The sequence below is a fragment of the Streptomyces sp. NPDC000345 genome (assembly GCF_042898825.1).
Lineage (GTDB): Bacteria > Actinomycetota > Actinomycetes > Streptomycetales > Streptomycetaceae > Streptomyces.
Genome location: NZ_JBIAZE010000009.1, coordinates 308,511 through 328,406, shown reverse-complemented (window position 1 = coordinate 328,406; position 19,896 = coordinate 308,511). Strand labels below are relative to the sequence as shown.

19 protein-coding genes and 2 tRNA genes are annotated in these 19,896 nt (G+C 69.4%); 10 read left to right on the top strand and 11 right to left on the bottom strand.

Going from position 1 to position 19,896, the window contains the following annotated elements; genetic code table 11:
• Positions 1 to 31: 31 nt before the first annotated feature.
• Positions 32 to 1,465 (bottom strand): DUF2252 domain-containing protein, encoded by a 1,434-nt coding sequence (locus tag ACFY30_RS23590; RefSeq protein ID WP_390847120.1) that lies wholly within the window; start codon positions 1,463 to 1,465, stop codon positions 32 to 34.
• 508 nt (positions 1,466 to 1,973) lie between these two features.
• Positions 1,974 to 2,060, bottom strand: a tRNA-Leu gene (locus ACFY30_RS23585).
• A gap of 423 nt (positions 2,061 to 2,483) precedes the next feature.
• Between ACFY30_RS23585 and ACFY30_RS23580 the strand changes: the two genes are divergently transcribed.
• The 7 genes from ACFY30_RS23580 to ACFY30_RS23550 all read left to right on the top strand — a co-directional run bounded on the left by ACFY30_RS23580 (position 2,484) and on the right by ACFY30_RS23550 (position 11,223).
• Positions 2,484 to 3,353: an FhaA domain-containing protein gene (locus ACFY30_RS23580; protein ID WP_390847119.1), complete on the top strand. Its 870-nt coding sequence runs from the start codon at positions 2,484 to 2,486 to the stop codon at positions 3,351 to 3,353.
• Between the two features lie 10 nt (positions 3,354 to 3,363).
• Complete coding sequence (locus ACFY30_RS23575) at positions 3,364 to 3,879, top strand: FHA domain-containing protein (protein ID WP_390659753.1); 516 nt, start codon at positions 3,364 to 3,366, stop codon at positions 3,877 to 3,879.
• A 140-nt stretch (positions 3,880 to 4,019) separates the two neighbouring features.
• On the top strand, positions 4,020 to 5,564 hold the full coding sequence (locus ACFY30_RS23570) for a Stp1/IreP family PP2C-type Ser/Thr phosphatase (RefSeq protein ID WP_390847118.1): 1,545 nt from the start codon (positions 4,020 to 4,022) through the stop codon (positions 5,562 to 5,564).
• Between the two features lie 27 nt (positions 5,565 to 5,591).
• On the top strand, positions 5,592 to 7,031 hold the full coding sequence (locus tag ACFY30_RS23565; RefSeq protein ID WP_390659755.1) for an FtsW/RodA/SpoVE family cell cycle protein: 1,440 nt from the start codon (positions 5,592 to 5,594) through the stop codon (positions 7,029 to 7,031).
• Positions 7,028 to 8,497: a peptidoglycan D,D-transpeptidase FtsI family protein gene (locus ACFY30_RS23560; protein ID WP_390847117.1), complete on the top strand. Its 1,470-nt coding sequence runs from the start codon at positions 7,028 to 7,030 to the stop codon at positions 8,495 to 8,497. Before ACFY30_RS23565 ends, ACFY30_RS23560 begins: the two co-directional genes overlap by 4 nt.
• Positions 8,498 to 8,666: 169 nt before the next feature.
• On the top strand, positions 8,667 to 10,643 hold the full coding sequence (gene pknB / locus ACFY30_RS23555; protein WP_390847116.1) for a Stk1 family PASTA domain-containing Ser/Thr kinase: 1,977 nt from the start codon (positions 8,667 to 8,669) through the stop codon (positions 10,641 to 10,643).
• A 142-nt stretch (positions 10,644 to 10,785) separates the two neighbouring features.
• A complete protein-coding gene (locus ACFY30_RS23550) occupies positions 10,786 to 11,223 on the top strand; it encodes a hypothetical protein (protein WP_390847115.1) in 438 nt (145 codons plus the stop codon).
• Between the two features lie 40 nt (positions 11,224 to 11,263).
• Here the strand turns inward: ACFY30_RS23550 and ACFY30_RS23545 are convergent, their stop codons facing one another.
• Genes ACFY30_RS23545 through ACFY30_RS23520 form a run of 6 tightly spaced genes read right to left on the bottom strand, consistent with a single transcriptional unit; the run spans position 11,264 to position 15,472 of the window.
• A complete protein-coding gene (locus tag ACFY30_RS23545) occupies positions 11,264 to 12,019 on the bottom strand; it encodes a class E sortase (protein ID WP_390847114.1) in 756 nt (251 codons plus the stop codon).
• 51 nt (positions 12,020 to 12,070) lie between these two features.
• Positions 12,071 to 13,153, bottom strand: coding sequence for a class E sortase (locus ACFY30_RS23540; protein ID WP_390847113.1), 1,083 nt, complete (start codon positions 13,151 to 13,153; stop codon positions 12,071 to 12,073).
• A complete protein-coding gene (locus ACFY30_RS23535) occupies positions 13,150 to 13,788 on the bottom strand; it encodes an aminodeoxychorismate/anthranilate synthase component II (RefSeq protein ID WP_390659761.1) in 639 nt (212 codons plus the stop codon). Before ACFY30_RS23535 ends, ACFY30_RS23540 begins: the two co-directional genes overlap by 4 nt.
• Positions 13,785 to 13,946: a hypothetical protein gene (locus tag ACFY30_RS23530; RefSeq protein WP_390659762.1), complete on the bottom strand. Its 162-nt coding sequence runs from the start codon at positions 13,944 to 13,946 to the stop codon at positions 13,785 to 13,787. Before ACFY30_RS23530 ends, ACFY30_RS23535 begins: the two co-directional genes overlap by 4 nt.
• 52 nt (positions 13,947 to 13,998) lie before the next feature.
• On the bottom strand, positions 13,999 to 14,682 hold the full coding sequence (locus ACFY30_RS23525; protein ID WP_390847112.1) for a class E sortase: 684 nt from the start codon (positions 14,680 to 14,682) through the stop codon (positions 13,999 to 14,001).
• A gap of 22 nt (positions 14,683 to 14,704) precedes the next feature.
• Positions 14,705 to 15,472 (bottom strand): DUF881 domain-containing protein, encoded by a 768-nt coding sequence (locus ACFY30_RS23520; protein ID WP_390847111.1) that lies wholly within the window; start codon positions 15,470 to 15,472, stop codon positions 14,705 to 14,707.
• A gap of 139 nt (positions 15,473 to 15,611) precedes the next feature.
• On the opposite strand from ACFY30_RS23520, the gene crgA reads away from it, so the two are divergent.
• On the top strand, positions 15,612 to 15,866 hold the full coding sequence (gene crgA, locus ACFY30_RS23515) for a cell division protein CrgA (protein WP_046727637.1): 255 nt from the start codon (positions 15,612 to 15,614) through the stop codon (positions 15,864 to 15,866).
• 254 nt (positions 15,867 to 16,120) lie between these two features.
• On the opposite strand, the gene ACFY30_RS23510 is transcribed toward crgA, so the two are convergent.
• Both ACFY30_RS23510 and ACFY30_RS23505 read right to left on the bottom strand, forming a co-directional pair.
• Positions 16,121 to 17,014: a rhomboid family intramembrane serine protease gene (locus ACFY30_RS23510; protein WP_390847110.1), complete on the bottom strand. Its 894-nt coding sequence runs from the start codon at positions 17,012 to 17,014 to the stop codon at positions 16,121 to 16,123.
• Positions 17,015 to 17,101: 87 nt separating this feature from the next.
• Positions 17,102 to 17,629: a peptidylprolyl isomerase gene (locus ACFY30_RS23505; RefSeq protein WP_390847109.1), complete on the bottom strand. Its 528-nt coding sequence runs from the start codon at positions 17,627 to 17,629 to the stop codon at positions 17,102 to 17,104.
• Positions 17,630 to 17,862: 233 nt separating this feature from the next.
• Between ACFY30_RS23505 and ACFY30_RS23500 the strand changes: the two genes are divergently transcribed.
• Positions 17,863 to 18,585, top strand: coding sequence for a DUF5324 family protein (locus ACFY30_RS23500; RefSeq protein ID WP_390847108.1), 723 nt, complete (start codon positions 17,863 to 17,865; stop codon positions 18,583 to 18,585).
• Between the two features lie 316 nt (positions 18,586 to 18,901).
• On the opposite strand, the gene ACFY30_RS23495 is transcribed toward ACFY30_RS23500, so the two are convergent.
• Positions 18,902 to 18,974: transfer RNA gene (locus ACFY30_RS23495), tRNA-Ala, on the bottom strand.
• A gap of 179 nt (positions 18,975 to 19,153) precedes the next feature.
• Between ACFY30_RS23495 and ACFY30_RS23490 the strand changes: the two genes are divergently transcribed.
• Positions 19,154 to 19,702 (top strand): helix-turn-helix domain-containing protein, encoded by a 549-nt coding sequence (locus tag ACFY30_RS23490; protein WP_390659768.1) that lies wholly within the window; start codon positions 19,154 to 19,156, stop codon positions 19,700 to 19,702.
• Positions 19,703 to 19,896 lie beyond the last annotated feature (194 nt).

The window sequence follows — 19,896 nt, the reverse complement described above, 5'->3', positions numbered from 1 at the left end:
CTCCCGTGCCCCACCTGGAGCGGCCCCGCCCTCACACCCCCGTCTCCGCCGCGATCCGTCCCGCCCGGACCGCCGTCACCAGGTCCGTGTGGTCCGCCTCGGTGCGGTCGGCATAGGTGACCGCGAAGGCGGCGATCGCCTCGTCGAGCTCCTCGTTCTTGCCGCAGTAGCCGGCGATCAGGCGCGGGTCGGCGCTGTGCGAGTGGGCACGGGCCAGCAGGGCGCCGGTCATCCGGCCGTAGTCGTCTACCTGGTCGGCGGCGAGCGCGGCCGGGTCGACGCTGCCCTTGCGGTTGCGGAACTGCCGCACCTGGAACGGCCGGCCGTCGACCGTCGTCCAGCCCAGCAGGATGTCGCTGACGACCTGCATCCGCTTCTGGCCGAGGACCACCCGGCGGCCCTCGTGGTCCTCGGCGGGCGTCTCGAAGCCGGCCGTCAGCAGATGCGGCACCAGGGCGGAGGCGCGCGCCTCCTTCACCTGGAGGATCAGCGGCTCGCCCCGGTGGTCCAGAAGCAGGACGACGTACGAGCGTGTGCCCACGCTGCCCGTGCCGACGACCCGGAAGGCGACGTCGTGCACCGCGTGCCGGGCCAGCAGGGGGTGGCGGTCCTCGGAGAGGGTCGCCAGATACGGCTCCAGGGACGCCGCCACCGCCGCGGCCTCCGCGTCCGGGGTCCGGCGCAGCACCGGCGGGGCGTCGACGAAGGCGCGGCCGCCGTCCCCGGTCGGCGCGGTCGACTTCGCCGCGAACCGCCCGCTGGTGTTGGCCCGCGCCTTCTCCGAGACCCGCTCCAGCGTGCCCACCAGGTCGTGGGCGTCGGTGTGGGAGACGAGCTCCTCGTCGGCGATCGCGTTCCACGCGTCGAGCACCGGAAGCCCGGACAGCAGACGCATGGTGCGCCGGTAGGCCCCTGCCGCGTCGTGGGCCGCCTTGCGGCAGGTGTCCTCGTCGGCGCCGGCCTCGCGGCCCGCGAGCACCAGGGAGGCGGCGAGCCGCTTGAGGTCCCACTCCCAGGGGCCGTGCACCGTCTCGTCGAAGTCGTTCAGGTCGATGACCAGGCCGCCGCGGGCGTCGCCGTACAGGCCGAAGTTGGCCGCGTGGGCGTCACCGCAGATCTGGGCGCGGACGCGGGTCATCGGCGTGCGGGCGAGGTCGTGGGCCATGAGACCGGCCGAGCCGCGCAGGAAGGCGAACGGGGTGGCCGCCATCCGGCCGACCCGTATCGGCGTCAGCTCCGGGATCCGGCCCTGGTTGGACTCCTCGACCGCCGTCACCGCGTCAGGACGGGAGGCGTCCGGATCGAGCCGCGCGTGCGCCGACCGCGGCACCCGCTCGCGCAGCGCCTTGCCCCGCTCCTTCGGCGAGACCGCCTCGCCCCCCGTCGTGGACCGCTGGGCGAATCCGCGCACGTGAGGCAGCCTCCGCGCACCGCCTCCGACTGTCCCGGCCTCGGTCTCGGCCATGGCGACCGCCTCCCCCGCGCATCCATCCGCGTCGATCAATTCGAGCCGACCGTACCGCTCGACGGCCGAATCGCGTCAGCCCCTGTGGACAACTCGGGGGTTGTGGACAACTCCGACGGGATCCCCGGTGGAATCCCCGCCGACAAGAAGACGGCACAGCGGCACCTTGAGCCACCGCGCGATGTTTCACGTGAAACCAGCCACCCCGCGGCCCGCGCCGCCCACCGGGGACGGAGCACCCTGGTCAGCCACCCGCCGCCGAGCGACCAAGCCTCTCGGCAGCTGAACCCTCACAGGCCACCTCACCCTTAGTGAGAGAGACCTCACACCAACGGGAAAATCACACAGCGAACAGCTCAGCCGGCGCCCCAGAGCCTCCGGCCAACCGGAGTCGCACCCGCACCGCTGATCCCACTCCCCACCACGACACCAAAAAGAACGGTCCCCATCGTGATCACGATGGGGACCGTTCTGTCACTTCGCAGAAGCACCTGACATCGATGCTTCCTGGTGCGCGAGGGGGGAGTTGAACCCCCACGCCCTTGCGGGCACTGGAACCTGAATCCAGCGCGTCTGCCTATTCCGCCACCCGCGCATTGGGTGTGTCCTCGGGCTCCGGGCTCTGCGTCCCGCCGCCTTCCGACACGCAGAACATTAGCACGCTGGGCAGGGTGCGTTCACATCCCTTATCCGGGGCACAGGTTCACGTGGGGAGGCCGCCGGCAACCTCCTACGTCTCGGCGGTGACTGGTTCACGTATCAACCTCGTACCTATGGCGGCCGTCTCCCCGGGAGCCGGACGAGGTCCACAGTCAGGTGCGGGACACTGGTCGTCGGCCACCTCTACGATCCTGGGCAGAAAACAGGTACGGAAGCAGGTGCGGAAGAGGTGTCGACGCCGCGTCGACGGGGCCGACAGGGGGAACCAGCCGATTCACCGGCGCGTGGATACGATCAGTAAGCAGTACCAGGTAAGCAGCAGGACGCGGGACGCAAGTCACGACGGAGGAGGTGCCCCATGGGAGTCCTGAAGAAGTTCGAGCAGCGTCTCGAGGGTCTGGTCAACGGCACCTTCGCCAAGGTCTTCAAGTCCGAGGTCCAGCCCGTGGAGATCGCGGGAGCGCTGCAGCGCGAGTGCGACAACAACGCGACGATCTGGAACCGCGACCGGACCGTCGTCCCCAACGACTTCATCGTGGAGCTGAGCGCGCCGGACTACGAGCGCCTCAGCCCCTACTCCGGCCAGCTCGGCGACGAGCTCGCCGGCATGGTGCGCGACTACGCCAAGCAGCAGCGCTACACCTTCATGGGGCCGATCAAGGTCAACCTGGAGAAGGCGGACGACCTCGACACCGGCCTGTACCGGGTGCGCAGCCGTACGCTCGCCTCCTCCAGCAGCCAGCAGGCGCCCGCGCCGGCCGGCGGCGGCCAGCGGGCCGGCGGCTACGGCTACCCGCCCGCCGGGGCCCCCGCCGCACCCCCCATGCCCGCCGCGCCGCCGCCCGGCGCCGGCCGCCCCGGGGGCTACGGCTACCCGCCCGCCGCCGGTGCCCAGCGCCCCGGCGCCGCGGGCGGCGGACTCGCCGGCGCTCCGGCGCCCGGGGCGCGCACCCGGCACTGGATCGAGATCAACGGCACCCGCCACCAGATCTCCCGTGCCACGCTCGTGCTGGGCCGCTCCACCGAGGCCGACGTGCGGATCGACGACCCCGGCGTATCCCGCCGGCACTGTGAGATCCGGACCGGTTCGCCCTCGACGATCCAGGATCTCGGTTCCACCAACGGCATCGTGGTGGACGGGCAGCACACCACCCGCGCTACGCTCCGCGACGGCTCGCGGATCGTCGTGGGCAGCACCACCGTTATCTATAGGCAAGCCGAAGGGTGAAGCGGGGGCAATGTCAGAGCTGACCCTCACGGTCATGCGGCTGGGTTTCCTGGCCGTACTGTGGCTGTTCGTGATCGTGGCCGTGCAGGTCATCCGCAGCGACCTGTTCGGAACGCGCGTCACTCAGCGCGGCTCGCGCCGGGAAGCGGGACGACCGCAGCAGGCACAGCGCCAGCAGGCGCCCCCGCAGCAGCGCCAGCAGCCCGCCTCCGGCGGCCGCAGGGGCCGTAACGCCCCGACGAAGCTCGTCGTGTCCGAGGGCACCCTCACCGGCACGACGGTCGCACTGCAGGGCCAGACCATCACCCTGGGCCGCGCGCACGACAGCACGATCGTGCTGGACGACGACTACGCCTCCAGCCGCCATGCCAGGATCTACCCGGACCGCGACGGCCAGTGGATCGTCGAGGACCTGGGCTCCACCAACGGCACGTACCTCGACCGAACGCGGCTGACGACCCCCACGCCGATCCCGCTGGGCGCACCGATCCGTATCGGCAAGACCGTCATCGAGCTGCGGAAGTAGTGCTACATCATGACTGAGTGCGAGCGGAGCGAGCACGCCACGGCGGCCGGCACCCTGGCCCCCGGCGCGCTCCCGACCGGAGGGTGGGCAGTGTGGCTCGACACGACCGGCTGTACCCGGGGCCGACGGGCGAGGTGCGCATGAGTCTGTCACTGCGTTTCGCCGCCGGATCGCACAAGGGCATGATCCGGGAGGGCAACGAGGACTCCGGGTACGCCGGTCCCCGCCTGCTCGCCATCGCCGACGGCATGGGCGGCGCCGCGGCCGGTGAAGTCGCCTCCTCCGAGGCCATCTCCACCATCGTCGCCCTCGACGACGACGTCCCCGGCTCCGACGTCCTCACCTCGCTCGGCACCGCCGTCCAGCGCGCCAACGACCAGCTGCGCTCCCTGGTCGAGGAGGACCCCCAGCTCGAAGGCATGGGGACCACCCTGACCGCCCTGCTGTGGACCGGCCAGCGCCTCGGCCTGGTCCACGTCGGCGACTCCCGCGCCTACCTCCTGCGCGACGGCGTCCTCACCCAGATCACCCAGGACCACACCTGGGTGCAGCGTCTGGTCGACGAGGGCCGCATCACCGAGGAAGAGGCCACCACCCACCCGCAACGCTCCCTGCTGATGCGGGCGTTGGGCAGCGGTGAGCACGTCGAGCCCGATCTGTCGATCCGCGAGGTCCGGGCCGGCGACCGCTACCTGATCTGCTCCGACGGCCTGTCCGGCGTGGTGTCGCACCAGACCCTCGAGGACACCCTCGCCAGCTACCAGGGCCCGCAGGAGACCGTGCAGGAGCTCATCCAGCTCGCGCTGCGCGGCGGCGGCCCGGACAACATCACCGTGATCGTCGCCGACGTCCTCGACCTGGACACCGGCGACACCCTCGCCGGACAGCTCTCCGACACCCCGGTGGTGGTCGGAGCGGTCGCCGAGAACCAGCACCAGCTGCACGACAACGGGATCATGCAGACCCCGGCCGGCCGCGCCTCCGGCCTCGGCAGGCGCTCCCACGGCCAGGGCGGCGGGGGCGGCTTCGGCCCGCCCGGCTCCGGCGACGTGACCGGTTTCATCCCCACCGACGGCTTCGGGGACTACACCGACGAGGACTTCGTCAAGCCCCGCAAGGGCCGCAGGTGGCTGAAGAGATCCTTCTACAGCGTCCTCACCCTCGCCGTCATCGGCGGCGGCCTCTACGGCGGCTGGCGGTGGACGCAGACGCAGTACTACGTCGGCACCAACGGCGAGCACCTCGCGCTGTACCGGGGCATCAGCCAGGACCTGGCCTGGGTCTCGCTCTCGAAGGTGGAGAAGGACCACCCCGAGATCGAACTCAAGTACCTCCCGGAGTACCAGCAGAAGCAGGTCGAGGCGACGATCCCCGAGGGCAGCCTGAACAGCGCCCAGAAGAAGATCGACGAACTGTCGGTGCAGGCGTCCGCGTGCAAGAAGCAGGCGCAGTCCGGCTCGGCCAAGACCACGGCCGGTACGAAGACCGGCTCCGGCCAGGCCTCCGGCGGCACGGGAACCACTCCCGTGTCCCTCACGTCCAAGGCATCACCGAGCCCGACCCCGAACCCGAGCAAGCCGTCGGGTTCGTCGTCCCCGTCCCCGTCCGCGACCGCCACTCCCAGCCCCGGCCCCACTCTCTCGGAGGAAGAGCAGAAGGTCGTCTCGCGGTGCGGTGAGCAGTAGGCAAGCCGTGAGAGGCCCTGTCACGCCATGAGCAGTACTACCAATTCGCCGACACACCACACGTCCACGATCGGCTCGATCGGCACCCCGAGCCGGCGCAACACCGAGCTCGCGCTCCTGGTGTTCGCCGTGGTCATCCCGGTGTTCGCCTACGCCAACGTGGGCCTCGCGATCAACGACCAGGTGCCGTCCGGTCTGCTGAGCTACGGGCTGGGCCTCGGCCTGCTCGCCGGCGTCGCCCATCTCGTCGTACGCAAGTTCGCGCCGTACGCGGACCCGCTGCTGCTGCCGCTGGCCACGCTGCTCAACGGCCTCGGACTGGTCGCCATCTGGCGGCTGGACCAGTCGAAGCTGCTCCAGCAGATCAAGCAGGCCGGCACCGCCGCGCCGCGGCAGCTGCTGTACACGGCGATGGGCATCGCCCTCTTCGTCGTGGTGCTGATCTTCCTCAAGGACCACCGCGTCCTGCAGCGCTACACCTACATCTCCATGGTCGGGGCGCTCTTCCTGCTGCTGCTCCCGCTCGTCCCCGGCCTCGGCCAGAACATCTACGGCGCCAAGATCTGGATCTCCGTCGCCGGCTTTTCCATCCAGCCCGGTGAGTTCGCCAAGATCGTCCTGGCGATCTTCTTCGCCGGCTATCTGATGGTGAAGCGTGACGCGCTCGCGCTCGCCAGCCGGCGCGTGCTCGGCCTGTACCTTCCGCGCGGCCGCGACCTCGGCCCGATCATCGTCGTGTGGATCATCTCGATCCTGATCCTGGTCTTCGAGACGGACCTCGGCACCTCGCTGCTGTTCTTCGGAATGTTCGTCATCATGCTGTACGTCGCCACCGAGCGGACCAGCTGGATCGTCTTCGGTCTGCTGATGTCCTCGGTCGGCGCGGTCGGCGTGGCCAGCTTCGAGAGCCACGTCCAGCAGCGTGTCCAGGCCTGGCTCGACCCGATGAAGGAGTACACGCTCTCCCAGCAGGGCGTCATCGGCCACTCCGAACAGGCCATGCAGGCGCTGTGGGCGTTCGGCTCCGGTGGCACCCTGGGCACCGGCTGGGGCCAGGGCCACTCCGAACTGATCAAGTTCGCCGCCAACTCCGACTTCATCCTCGCCACCTTCGGCGAGGAGCTGGGTCTGGCCGGCCTCATGGCACTGCTGCTGCTGTACGGCCTGATCGTGGAGCGCGGCGTGCGCACCGCCCTCGCCGCCCGCGACCCGTTCGGCAAGCTGCTCGCCATCGGCCTCTCCGGCGCCTTCGCCCTCCAGGTGTTCGTCGTCGCCGGCGGTGTGATGGGCCTCATCCCGCTCACCGGTATGACGATGCCCTTCCTCGCGTACGGCGGTTCCTCCGTCATCGCCAACTGGGCACTGATCGGCATCCTGATCCGGATCAGCGACACGGCACGCCGCCCGGCCCCGGCCCCCGCCTCCAACCCCGACGCCGAGATGACCCAGGTGGTCCGCCCGTCATGAACAAGCCCCTGCGCCGGATCGCGATCTTCTGCGGCCTCCTGATCCTCACCCTGCTGCTGCGCGACAACTACCTGCAGTACGTCAAGGCCGACAGCCTCGCCAGCGACACCAAGAACCGCCGCGTCAACATCACGCGCTACTCCACCCCGCGCGGCGACATCATCGTCGACGGCAAGGCCATCACCGGCTCGGTCGAGACCAGCGGCGACTACAAGTACAAGCGCACCTGGACCAACGGCGCCATGTGGGCGCCGGTCACCGGCTACTCCTCGCAGGCCTTCGGCGCCAACCAGCTGGAGAGGCTGGAGGACGGCATCCTCTCCGGCAACGACGACCGGCTCTTCTTCCGCAACACCCTGGACATGATCACGGGCAAGGAGAAGGAGGGCGGCAGCGTCGTCACGACCCTCAACGCCGCCGCGCAGAAGGCCGCGTACCAGGGCCTGGGCGACAAGAAGGGCGCCGTCGCCGCGATCGAGCCGTCCACCGGCAAGATCCTCGCGCTGGTCTCCACGCCGTCGTACGACCCGTCGAAGTTCGCCGGGTCCTCCGACACGGACGCCAAGGCGTGGAACAAGGTCCAGAAGAAGAACGACCCCGACGACCCGATGCTCAACCGCGCGCTGCGCGAGACCTACCCGCCGGGCTCCACGTTCAAGGTGGTCACGGCCGCGGCGGCGCTGGAGAACGGCGAGGTCTCGGACGTCGACGACAAGACCGACACCCCGGACCCGTTCCCGCTGCCGCTGTCCACCACCAAGCTCACCAACGAGCACGGCGAGTGCGAGAACGCCTCCCTGCGGTACGCGCTCATGGTCTCCTGCAACACCGTCTTCGCGAAGATGGCCGACAACGTCGGCAACGACAAGATGATCGAGCAGGCGGAGAAGTTCGGCTTCAACGAGGCGGAGCTGGACACCCCGGTCCGCGCCGCGGAGTCCATCTACCCCGAGGACAACCGGCCGCAGAACTCGCTGGACGGCATCGGCCAGGGCTCCAACCGCGCCACCCCGCTCCAGATGGCCATGGTCGCCTCGGCGGTCGCCAACGACGGCAAGCTGATGAAGCCGTACATGGTCGACGAGCTCAAGGCCCCGAACCTGGACACCCTGGAGGCGACCAAGCCGCAGGAGCTGTCGCAGGCCGTCTCCTCGGAGACCGCGCAGAAGCTGCAGAAGATGATGGAGACGGTCGTCAACGACCCGCAGGGCACCGGCGGCAAGGCGCAGATCGACGGCGTCACCGTGGGCGGCAAGACCGGTACCGCCCAGCACGGCCTCAACAACAGCGAGAAGCCGTACGCCTGGTTCATCTCGTACGCGAAGCTGTCCGACGGCAGCGCGCCGGTGGCCGTCGCGGTCGTCGTCGAGGACGGCGCCGCCAACCGCGGCGACATCACCGGCGGTGGTCTGGCCGGCCCGATCGCGAGGAGCGTGATGAAGGCAGTCATCGACAGCAAGAAGTGACCCCCATCACGTTGCCTGCACATCGGTGCACGTTGCGATACCGGTCCTGCATCGGGTGACGGGCTTGGCCAGGTCACACAGCGCCGTCCGGGTACGGTATGCCCGGACGGCAGCCTCCGGCCGCACACGTGTGCCGGTCGGGACCGACGGAGAGGGCTGGTAGGTAGCTATGGAAGAGCCGCGTCGCCTCGGCGGCCGGTACGAGCTGGGCCATGTGCTCGGTCGTGGTGGCATGGCGGAGGTCTACCTCGCGCATGACACCCGCCTCGGCCGCACCGTGGCGGTGAAGACGCTGCGCGCGGACCTCGCGCGCGATCCTTCCTTCCAGGCCCGGTTCCGCCGGGAGGCCCAGTCGGCCGCCTCGCTCAACCACCCCGCGATCGTCGCGGTCTACGACACGGGCGAGGACTACATCGACGGGGTCTCGATCCCGTACATCGTCATGGAGTACGTGGACGGCTCCACGCTCCGTGAGCTGCTGCACAGCGGCCGCAAACTCCTGCCCGAGCGTGCGATGGAGATGACCATCGGCATCCTTCAGGGCCTGGAGTACGCGCACCGAAGCGGCATCGTGCACCGTGACATCAAGCCGGCGAACGTCATGCTGACGCGCAACGGCCAGGTCAAGGTGATGGACTTCGGCATCGCCCGCGCCATGGGCGACTCCGGCATGACGATGACGCAGACCGCGGCGGTCATCGGCACCGCCCAGTACCTCTCGCCGGAGCAGGCGAAGGGCGAGCAGGTGGACGCCCGCTCGGACCTCTACTCGACGGGCTGCCTCCTGTACGAGCTGCTGACGGTCCGCCCGCCCTTCGTGGGCGACTCCCCGGTGGCGGTGGCCTACCAGCACGTCCGCGAGGAGCCGCAGCCGCCGAGCGTCTTCGACCCCGAGATCACCCCCGAGATGGACGCGATCGTCCTGCGGGCGCTGGTCAAGGACCCGAACTACCGCTACCAGTCCGCCGACGAGATGCGCGCCGACATCGAGGCCTGCCTCGACGGCCAGCCGGTCGCGGCCACGGCGGCGATGGGCTCGGTCGGCTACGGCTACGGCGACGACCAGGCCACCACGGCGATGCGCTCCGCGGACGCAGGCGCCACGTCGATGCTGCCGCCCATGAACCCGGACGACGGCGGCTACGGCTACGGCGGCTACGACGACCGCCCGGACCGGCGCCGCCAGAAGAAGTCGAACACCTCGACGATCCTGCTGATCGTGGCCGCGGTCCTGGTGCTGGTCGGCGCGATCCTGATCGGCAAGTGGGCGTTCGACGGCAACAACACGAACAACGAGTCCGTGCCCGTGCCCAGCCTGATCGGGCAGACCGAGGCCAATGCCCGGCAGCAGCTGACCAACGTCGACCTCAAGGTCGGTGAGGTCACGCAGAAGGCCTGCGAGGACCAGCCCAAGGGCCAGATCTGCGACCAGGACCCCGACCCCAAGGTCAAGGTCAAGAAGAACTCCACGGTCAACCTCGTGGTGTCGACGGGCGCGCCGAAGGTCGTGGTGCCGAGTGTCCTCGGCAAGTCCCTGGACGAGGCCAAGTCGATCCTCGAGGACGACAAGTACCAGTTCACGGTGGAGACGAAGGAAGAGACGTCCACCGAGAAGGCGGGCACCGTCCTGAAGCAGGATCCGGGTCTCGGCGACGAGGTGGAGAAGGGCACCACGATCACCCTCACCATCGCCAAGGCCGAGGAGAAGTCCACCGTCCCCGACGTCTCCGGTCAGAGCTGTGACGCGGCGAAGGCCCAGATGCAGGCCAACAACCTGACGGGCAACTGCGTCGAGGTCGACACCCAGGACCAGAACCAGGTCGGCAAGGTCATCTCGACCAGCCCCCAGATCGGCTCCCAGGTCGACAAGGGCACCACGGTCACGATCCAGATCGGCAAGAGCACCCAGACCCAAGTGCCGTCCAATCTCCAGGGCATGAAGCTGAAGGACGCCAAGAAGGCGATCCAGGACGCGGGTCTGACGGTCGGCAACATCACCGGTTCCCAGGACGACAACGCCACCGTCTTCAGCTCGGACCCGAGCCCCGGCAGCACGGTGAACAGGGGCACGACGGTCAACCTGGTCGCCTTCGACGGCGGCAACGGCGGGAACAACGGCGGTGGACTCATCGGCGGGAACAACTAGCCGCTGACCTCGCGGGACGACGGGCGGGGGCCCGGCACTCGGAAGAGTGCCGGGCCCCGCTCGTATTCTCGTTTGCAAAATGCCGACCGGAACGTGTCGGATGGGGGCGACCGATTTTCCTGATCAATCAGGGGGAAGACCCGTGAAGCGTTCCGCTGCACGCCGCATCACCACGTCCATCGTCACCACCCTCGCGCTCACCGGCGGCGCGGTCAGCCTGGCCGCTCCGGAGGCGGCGGCCAGCGTGGCGATCAAGTTCAGCTGCACCGACCCGAACAACACCTTCAAGGCGCACGTCACGCTGGACGGCAGCGGCAAGCCGAAGGCCATGTACGACGTGGACATCCAGCTCGTCGACAAGAGCAGCGACGGCCGGGCGCCGAAGCTGCGGCTGGTGTCCGCCAACTACGACGGCAGCAGCACCACCTACCCCTGGCACGTGGGCGGTGAGGGCCGCAACGTCGTCACGCACACGGCCAGCACCCTGCAGAACTCCCACGGCCTGCGGATCGTGACCATGCAGGCCACCAGCAAGCCGGGGGACCGCTTCTACACCTGTTCGGACTACCAGCCGAAGTAGCGGCCGCCGGGGGATGCCTCCCGCCGTCGAAGGAGCCGTGTCAGTCGCGCAGTTCCTCCGGCGGCGTCCGGTCCGCGTCCACCTTCTCCACCCGTTCCAGCTCGCCCCAGACCACGTACCGGTAGCGCGAGGTGTAGACCGGTGTGCAGGTGGTCAGCGTGATGTAGTGGCCGGCCTTCTTCTTGCCGGACTCCTTGGGGACCGCGCCGAGGACCTCGACGTTGTACTTCGAGGTCTCGGGCAGGACGGCGAAGACCTTGTAGACGTACCAGTTGTCCCGCGTCTCGAAGACGATCGGGTCGCCCTTCTCGAGCTTGTCGATGTTGTGGAACTTCGCGCCGTGGCCGTCGCGGTGGGCCGCGAGGGTGAAGTTGCCGTTCCTGCCGCCGGGGAGCGTGGCCTTGACCGGGTCGACGTAGTAGCCGGCGACGCCCTCGTTGAGGACCTCCGCCGACGTGCCCTTCTCGACCAGGACCTCGCCGTTCTTCATGGCGGGCACGTGCAGGAAGCCGATGCCGTCCTTGGTGTCGAGCGCGCCCGGCCCGGTGTCCGCCTGGGACCAGTTGTCGCGCACCTTGTCGGCCTGCCGGTCGGCGTGCCGGTCGGCGACGACGTTCGTCCACCAGAGGGAGTAGACGACGAACAGGCCCAGGACCAGGCCCGCCGTGATGAGGAGTTCGCCGAAGAAGCTGACGGCGAGGGCGGTCTTCCCGCCCCGTCGGCGCCCCGGCCCCCGCGACGTCGCGGGCGTGTCCGTGTCCTGTGCGTGCTCGGTGTCGCCGGTGGTGGCTGCCACGTTCCTCTGCCCTTACTCGAAGCCCTGTCGCAGGGCCCTTACCCAAGGCTCCTACTGGACGAGCGCATCCGGCTTGCCCTTGCTGCGCGGCCGTTCCTCGACCATCTTGCCCCAGACGATCAACCGGTACTTGCTGGTGAACTCCGGCGTACAGGTGGTGAGGGTGATGTAGCGGCCCGGTCCGGTGAACCCGGACTGCGGCGGCACGGGGTCGAGGACACTGGTGTTGCCGGGCGAGGTGACCGGCAGCAGGGACGCCATCTTGTAGACGAAGTACTCGTCCTGCGTCTCCACGACGATGTCGTCGCCCGCCTCGAGCCTGTTGATGTACCGGAAGGGTTCGCCGTGCGTGTTGCGGTGTCCCGCCAGCCCGAAGTTGCCGGTCTTGTCCCCGGGCATGGCCGTGGTGAGCGCACCCTCGCCGTAGTGCCCGACCATGCCCTTGTCGAGCACCTTCTTGTTGCTGACGCCCTCCGCTATCGGCACCACCACGTCCAGCTTGGGGATGTGCAGGATCGCGAAGCCCTGCCCGGGGGAGAAGGTGCCCGGGTTGCGCTTGCCGCTCGCCCAGTCGTCCTGGAGGCTGTCCGCCTCCCTGCTGGCCTGCGCGTGCGCCCGCACGTTCGTCCACCACAGCTGGTAGCTGACGAAGAGCAGCATCAGCACGCCCGTGGTGATAAACACCTCGCCGACCGCCCGGCTCGCCACCACCGCCGGGCTGGGCTTGCGTGCCTTGGCCCGCCGGCGGGCCTCCATCCGCGACAGCGGCCGCTCGTCCTGTGACGGCGCGAGGGAGGGGTCGGAGGTGTCCGAGGGGCCCGAGGGCGGGCCGCCGTGACGGCCACGGCGGCCCTTGGCGGCCTTTCTGCGGGCCGCCCGGCCGCCGGGAGTGGTTCCGGTGGCAGGAGAGGCTGCTGTGGCGCCAGAGGCCGACAGGGCCTCGCCGCCGAACCCGGACGGGGGCGGCTCCGGGATCCGCAGCGCCACCGTCTCCTCGTCGATGGGCGGAAGCTGCTGCGTGAACGCCTCACCGGCGTACACGTCCCCCCGTGGGCCGCCGTACGCGTCACCGCCGAAGGACTCGTACGGCGCGGTGCCGTACGAGTCCTCGCGCTCGGGGCGCAGCGCGGTCACGCCGTGGCCCTGCCCACCACCGGGGCGAGCCCCGCCGACCTCGCCACCGCACCCTGGTCGCCGCACTCCACCAGCCAGTTGGCCAGCATCCGGTGGCCGTGCTCGGTCAGCACCGACTCCGGATGGAACTGCACCCCCTCGACGGGCAGTTCACGGTGGCGCAGGCCCATGATGATCCCGTCGTGGGTGCGGGCGGTGACCTCCAGCTCGGCCGGGACGGTCGCCGGTTCGGCGGCCAGGGAGTGGTAGCGGGTCGCGGTGAAGGGGGTGGGCAGTCCGGCGAAGACACCCTTGCCCTCGTGGTCCACCAGCGAGGTCTTTCCATGCAGCAGCTCGGGCGCCCGGTCCACGACACCGCCGTAGGCGACCTGCATGGACTGCATGCCCAGGCAGACGCCGAAGACGGGGACGCCGGTGTCCGCGCAGTGGCGGACCATCTCGACGCAGACGCCGGCCTCTTCGGGGGTGCCCGGACCGGGGGACAGCAGGACGCCGTCGAAGCCGTCCTGGGCGTGGGAGGTGGAGACCTCGTCGTTGCGCAGGACCTCGCACTCGGCGCCCAGCTGGTACAGGTACTGGACCAGGTTGAAGACGAAACTGTCGTAGTTGTCGACGACGAGAATGCGCGCGCTCACTGGTTGTCCACCGTCACATCGTTGAAGGGAAGCAGCGGTTCGGCCCACGGGAAGACGTACTGAAAAAGGACATACACGACAGCCAGCGCCAGCACGATGGAGATCAACGCCTTCACCCAGGCGTTTCCCGGCAGATGCCGCCAGATCCAGCCGTACATGCCGTCCCTTCCGTCGCACCACGGCACCTGACTCACGCCGTACGCCACCAGACTAACGGCGCAGGGCCTTCGGTTCGCCTGCCTCCACGGGCTGTGTGGAGTCGAGGTGCGCCCAGACGATCAGCCGGTGACTGTGCCCCCATTCCGGATCGCACGTGGTCAGCGTCAGATACCGGCCCGGACGCGTATACCCCGACTTACGTGGCACAGCCTCGATCACCTCGACGTCCGAGGGCACGGTTTTGTAGGGCCCTTTGTCGATCCGATACGTGAACCAGGTGGTCCCGTCGGTCAGCACCACCGCGTCCCCGCGTCCGAGCTTCGGGAAGTCCTTGAAGGGGTCGCCGTACGTACGCCGGTGACCTGCGACGGAGAAGTTCCCGGTGGCCCCGAGCCGGGCCGTTCCGGTGTAGTGCCCGAGCCCCTTCTTCAGGGTGCCGGTCGAGGTGCCTTCGAGGACCGGCTTGTTCCACGTGAAACCAAGACGCGGGATGTACATCACCGCGAAGGGCTTTCCGTCCCTGTACGGCGTCGGCGCGGGCGAGGGGGCGCCGGCGGCCGGGCTGGAGCCGGCGGCCGGGTGCCGGTCCCACTGCGCGTGCAGCGCGTCGATCTGGTCGCCCATGGCGCGGTCGGCCCGCACACCGGTCCAGAACAGCGCGTAGGCGACGAAGAGCACGATGACGGCGCCGACGGTGATGCACAGCTCGCTGAACGTTCTGACGATCACCCGCACCGGCGGCTCCGACAGGGACTCGTTACTCCACAGGCTTCGCGTAGTGCAGATCCACTGTGCCCGAGTAGCCCGGCAGAGTCACCGTCCCGTCCTCGGTGACTTTCCAGCCGAGCCCGTAGACGTTGACGTAGACCATGTAGTTCTGGATCGCGGGCGAGTCCGCGAGCGCCTTCTGCAGCTTCTCCGGGTCACCGACCGCCTGGATCTTGTACGGCGGTGAGTAGACCCGGCCCTGGAGGATCAGGGTGTTGCCGACGCAGCGCACGGCGCTGGTGGAGATCAGCCGCTGGTCCATGACCTTGATCCCCTCGGCGCCGCCCTTCCACAGGGCGTTCACCACCGCCTGGAGGTCCTGCTGGTGGATGACGAGGTAGTCGGGCTGGGGCTCGGGGTAGCCGGGGAGCTTGGCGGTGGCGTTCGGCGGGGCGTCGTTGAGGGTGACCGTGACGGCCTTGCCCCTGAGCTTCTGGGTGCCGGCCTTCTTCTCCAGGCCCGCGAGCTTCTCGTCCTCGGCGCTGGTGCTGCCGTCGTCGGCCTCGGCCAGCGACTCCACGTCGTCGCGGAGGGCGGCGTTGGACTCGTCGAGCTCGCCGTTCTTGTGGCTGCGTTCCTGGATCAGGTCGGAGAGCTTCAGCAGGGACGCGTCCGTGCGGAGGTTGGTGCCCTTGGCCGTGTTGAAGCTGGTGATGAAGAGGAGACCGGCGAGGGCGAAGACGCCCGCGGTGAGCATCCGCACGGGACGGAAGCGGGGCGTTGAACCCTTCCCGGGGGAGTCGGCAGAATTGCTCAACGTACCCTTATCTCCTTCGGCGCCGTAGAAGCACTACGCTAACGGACGCCCGGGGAAGCCCTTCAGTCCCCTAGTACGCAGCCCCCGAGCCCGACCAGTACCTGCGCGGCCACGCAGCGCATCGACAGGAGAGACCCTCGTGCCGAAGTCACGTATCCGCAAGAAGGCCGATTACACGCCGCCGCCGGCCAAGCAGGCGACCGCGATCAAGCTGAACAGCCGGGCCTGGGTCGCACCCGTGATGCTGGCCATGTTCCTGATCGGGCTGGCCTGGATCGTGGTCTTCTACGTGACCGACGGTTCGCTGCCCATCGACAGCCTGGACAACTGGAACATCGTCGTCGGCTTCGGGTTCATCGCGGCGGGCTTCGGCGTCTCCACCCAGTGGAAGTAGCTCTCCCCAGGGCTGTTCGCTGAGTTATCCACAGGCCCGAGGTTGCTTTCCACAGAGTGGGGAAAAGAAACGACGATCTGTGGATAACTCACTGGACGTTGACGCCGGTACGACGTAACTACCGGCAGTCACCACCCTTCGAAAACCCGTTCGCCCCCTGTCTGACCTGCGTAAACGTAGGCCTGCGACCGGGGGCGTCGGCGTTCCCGCACGTTGTGCACAAGATTCGCCACACACTGTGGACAACAGTGCGCTCAGCTGAGCTGGGTGGTCCTCAGGAGGGTCACCACGACCACGGCAGCCAGCACCAGCGCACAGGTCCCGTACTGGACCAGGGCACGGTGTCCGCGAGGGGCGTGGACCATGCCGTACCCGATGAGCACGCCCGCGACCAGTCCGCCGATGTGGGCCTGCCAGGCGATGTTGCTCCACCCGAAGGTGAAGATCAGGTTGATCACCAGCAGGGTGACGATCGGCCGCATGTCGTAGCGCATCCGGCGCATCAGGACGGCCGTGGCACCGAACAGGCCGAAGATGGCACCGGAGGCGCCGAGCGAGGGCTGGTTCGGTTCGGCGAGCAGATACGTCAGCGCGCTGCCCGCCAGGCCTGAGACGAAGTAGAGCGCCAGGTAGCGGGCGCGGCCGAGAGCCTGTTCGAGAGGGCCGCCGAGCCACCAGAGGCTGAGCATGTTGAACAGGATGTGGACGACACCGCCGTGCAGGAACATCGGGGTCAGCAGGCGGTACCACTGGCCCTCCGCGATGCCCTCGACATCCCCGAGGGCGGGCACGTACGCCCGGCCGAGCAGCTCGAAGCGGACGGTGAAATCGTCGCCCACGGCCAACTGGACCAGGTAGACCGCGAGGCACAGCCCGATCAGGATCTTGGTGACCAGACGGGGATCGTCCGCGACCGTGCCGCCCGCGAGGGTGCGGGGGCGGGAGGCCGCCGGCGGCTGCCCGGTGCCCGTGCCCGCCCGCACACACTCGGGGCACTGGAACCCGACGGAGGCGCTGACCATGCACTCAGGGCAGATCGGCCGCTCGCAGCGGGTGCAGCGGACCCCGGTCTCCCGGCCCGGGTGCCGGTAGCAGGAGGGCAGGCCGCTGTCGGTGTCGTCCGGCCGGCTGCCTGGCGCCTGGTCCATGGGCTCCCCTAGGTGGTCGTCGTGCGGGACTCTGCCCTGCTCATCCTTACGGACGAGCGAGGCGGATGGTTCCTGCCCCGGACATCCCTAGCGTTTCTCCACGACGACCGACTCGATGACCACGTCGTTGAGGGGCCGGTTGGTGCGGGGGTTGGTCTCGGAGGCCGCGATGTCCTCCACGACCTTCTGGCTCGCCTTGTCGACGACCTCGCCGAAGATGGTGTGCTTGCGGTTGAGCCAGGCCGTCGGGGCGACGGTGATGAAGAACTGGGAGCCGTTGGTGCCCGGGCCGGCGTTGGCCATGGCCAGCAGATACGGCCGGTCGAAGCGCAGCTCCGGGTGGAACTCGTCGGCGAACTGGTAACCGGGGTCGCCGGTGCCGTTGCCCAGCGGGTCACCGCCCTGGATCATGAACCCGCTCATCACCCGGTGGAAGACCGTGCCGTCGTAGAGGGGGGCGGTGGTCCGCTCACCGGTGGCGGGGTGGACCCACTCGCGCGCGCCGGTGGCCAGCTCGACGAAGTTGTCGACCGTCCTCGGGGCGAAGTCCCGGAAGAGCCGGATCTCGATGTCGCCCCTGTCGGTCCTGAGAGTGGCGTAGAGCTGCTCGGCCACGATCGTGCCTTCCGTTGTGCTCGTGTGATCCCCCGATCCTCGCACGGACGGGAGCGGCCGGAGCCGATCCGTGGCATTGTCGACGACAAGGCCCCGTTGCCCGAATTCGCCCCAGTCGCACGTGCCCCGGCACCCGGATGCCCGACCGCACGTGCCCCGTCGGCGTTCGACAGGCATGATCCGTAAAAGGGTGGAAAGTCGAAATACCGTACGCCACCGAGGAGGAGGAACCCGTGACCCGCATCGACAGCGTGCGCGCCGCGACCGGCTCGGCGAAGGACAGCGTGCTGCACGCCGCGGAAGTGGTGGCGCCCTACGCCGACACGGCCAAGGAAAGGGCCTCGCAGTACGCGCACGAGGCCCGTGTACGACTCGCGCCCAAGGTGTCGCTGGCCGCCGAGCAGGCCCGAACGCAGTACGGCACCCATGTCGCGCCCCGGCTGGAACAGGCGCGGACGCATGTACCACCGAAGGTCGACCAGGCCGCGCAGGAAGCGGCAGCCCGCACCCGCCTGGCCGCACGGCAGGCCGCCGAGTACTCGCGCCAGGCCGCGGAGTACTCCCGGCCGAGGATCGAGCAGGCGGTGGCCGCGGCCCTGCCCGTGAAGGACGAGGCCGCCGCCCGCGGCATCGCCGCACTGGCCGCGCTGCGCGGCCAGGTGACACCGAAGGAGATCGAGAAACTCGTGCGCAGGCACCGGCGGCGGGCGCGGGCCGGCAAGCTCGCCAAGGCCCTGGCCGTGGCCGGCGCGGTCGCCGGAGGCGCCTTCGCGGCCTGGAAGTGGTGGGACAAGCAGGCCAACCCCGACTGGCTGGTCGAACCGCCCGCACCCACGGAGGTCCCCCCCGCCGGCGGTCTGACCTCGGTGGACGGCAGCGGTGACACCTCCGTCCTGGACCCCGAGGTCCAGGCGAAGCAGGCCGAGGACGAGGCCGACCGCGACGACCGCGGCTGACCGGCCCCACCACCGACGGCACGCACCGGGGCGGGAGACTCCCACGTCTCCCGCCCCTTCGCCGTGCGCCCGGCGGGGGAGCCAAATCGCCCCGCGGGTCGAGGGGTTCGACCGCGGGCCGGCTCCCGCGCGGCGTCCTCGGTCCTGGCGTGGCTCCGGCATGCGCCGCGGCCGCCGTCCTGCGCGGCGGGCCGGGATCCCCCGTCCCCACGGACACGGTTCGGGGACCCGCCAGGCGGCCGACGCTGCCCCGTCAGGCTGTCGAAAAAGCCCCCCCTGTCCTGTGTTTCCACAGGTCAGAGGGGCTTTCCGGATGTGGAGCCTAGGGGAGTCGAACCCCTGACATCTGCCATGCAAAGACAGCGCTCTACCAACTGAGCTAAGGCCCCGGAAGGGACGTCCGGCCGGGAACCCGTCCCGGCGGCCGCCGCAGACCAGAGTACCGGGTCACCGGGGGTATCTCGCAAAAAGATTGGGGGTCCCCGTGCATGACCACTCTCCGTAAGATGCTCGACGTGGTTCGCTACAGCGAACCGTGGATGTTCTGGGGAAGCGATGGGGAGACGCAATGGACGCCGCACAGCAGGAAGCGACCGCGAGAGCGCGGGAACTGCAGCGGAACTGGTACGGGGAGCCGCTGGGGGCGCTCTTCCGTAAGCTCATCGACGATCTTGGCCTCAACCAGGCTCGTCTCGCGGGAGTCCTGGGACTGTCCGCACCGATGCTGTCCCAGCTGATGAGCGGTCAGCGGGCGAAGATCGGAAACCCGGCCGTGGTGCAGCGCGTGCAGCTGCTCCAGGAACTGGCCGGACAGGTCGCGGACGGCAGCGTCAGCGCCGCCGAGGCGACCGAGCGGATGGACGAGATCAAGCAGTCGCAAGGGGGCTCCGTGCTCAGCAACACCACCGCCACGACGAGCAGTTCGGGCGCGCCCACGGTCAAGCGGGTGGTCCGCGAGATCCAGTCGCTGCTGCGCTCGGTCGCCGCCGCGGGCGACATCATCGACGCCGCCGACACTCTCGCCCCGACCCACCCGGAACTGGCAGAGTTCCTCCGGGTGTACGGCGCCGGCCGCACCTCGGACGCGGTCACGCACTACCAGTCCCACCAGAACTGATCCGCCGGTCCGGTCGTCCGAAGGGGGTTCGGCGCCGGACGCGGGGACAGCGGGAAGGACGCGGCCAGAGGGGCGTGGAGACACGCGGCCCGGCCGACGGGGGACACGTACGGGGGTCCACGGGGGACGAGCACGGGGGTCCACGGGGGACACATACGGGGGCACGGGGGACATACCAGAGGGGTCCTGGGTAC

Excerpts from the sequence above, each read along its gene's own strand:
- ACFY30_RS23575 (WP_390659753.1), top strand. The coding sequence starts at position 3,364 with ATGTCAGAGCTGACCCTCACGGTCATGCGGCTGGGTTTCCTGGCCGTA.
- ACFY30_RS23490 (WP_390659768.1), top strand. The coding sequence starts at position 19,154 with ATGGACGCCGCACAGCAGGAAGCGACCGCGAGAGCGCGGGAACTGCAG.
- ACFY30_RS23530 (WP_390659762.1), bottom strand. The coding sequence starts at position 13,946 with ATGTACGGCTGGATCTGGCGGCATCTGCCGGGAAACGCCTGGGTGAAG.
- ACFY30_RS23565 (WP_390659755.1), top strand. The coding sequence starts at position 5,592 with ATGAGCAGTACTACCAATTCGCCGACACACCACACGTCCACGATCGGC.
- ACFY30_RS23580 (WP_390847119.1), top strand. The coding sequence starts at position 2,484 with ATGGGAGTCCTGAAGAAGTTCGAGCAGCGTCTCGAGGGTCTGGTCAAC.
- ACFY30_RS23590 (WP_390847120.1), bottom strand. The coding sequence starts at position 1,465 with ATGGCCGAGACCGAGGCCGGGACAGTCGGAGGCGGTGCGCGGAGGCTG.
- ACFY30_RS23570 (WP_390847118.1), top strand. The coding sequence starts at position 4,020 with ATGAGTCTGTCACTGCGTTTCGCCGCCGGATCGCACAAGGGCATGATC.
- pknB (WP_390847116.1), top strand. The coding sequence starts at position 8,667 with ATGGAAGAGCCGCGTCGCCTCGGCGGCCGGTACGAGCTGGGCCATGTG.
- ACFY30_RS23510 (WP_390847110.1), bottom strand. The coding sequence starts at position 17,014 with ATGGACCAGGCGCCAGGCAGCCGGCCGGACGACACCGACAGCGGCCTG.
- ACFY30_RS23560 (WP_390847117.1), top strand. The coding sequence starts at position 7,028 with ATGAACAAGCCCCTGCGCCGGATCGCGATCTTCTGCGGCCTCCTGATC.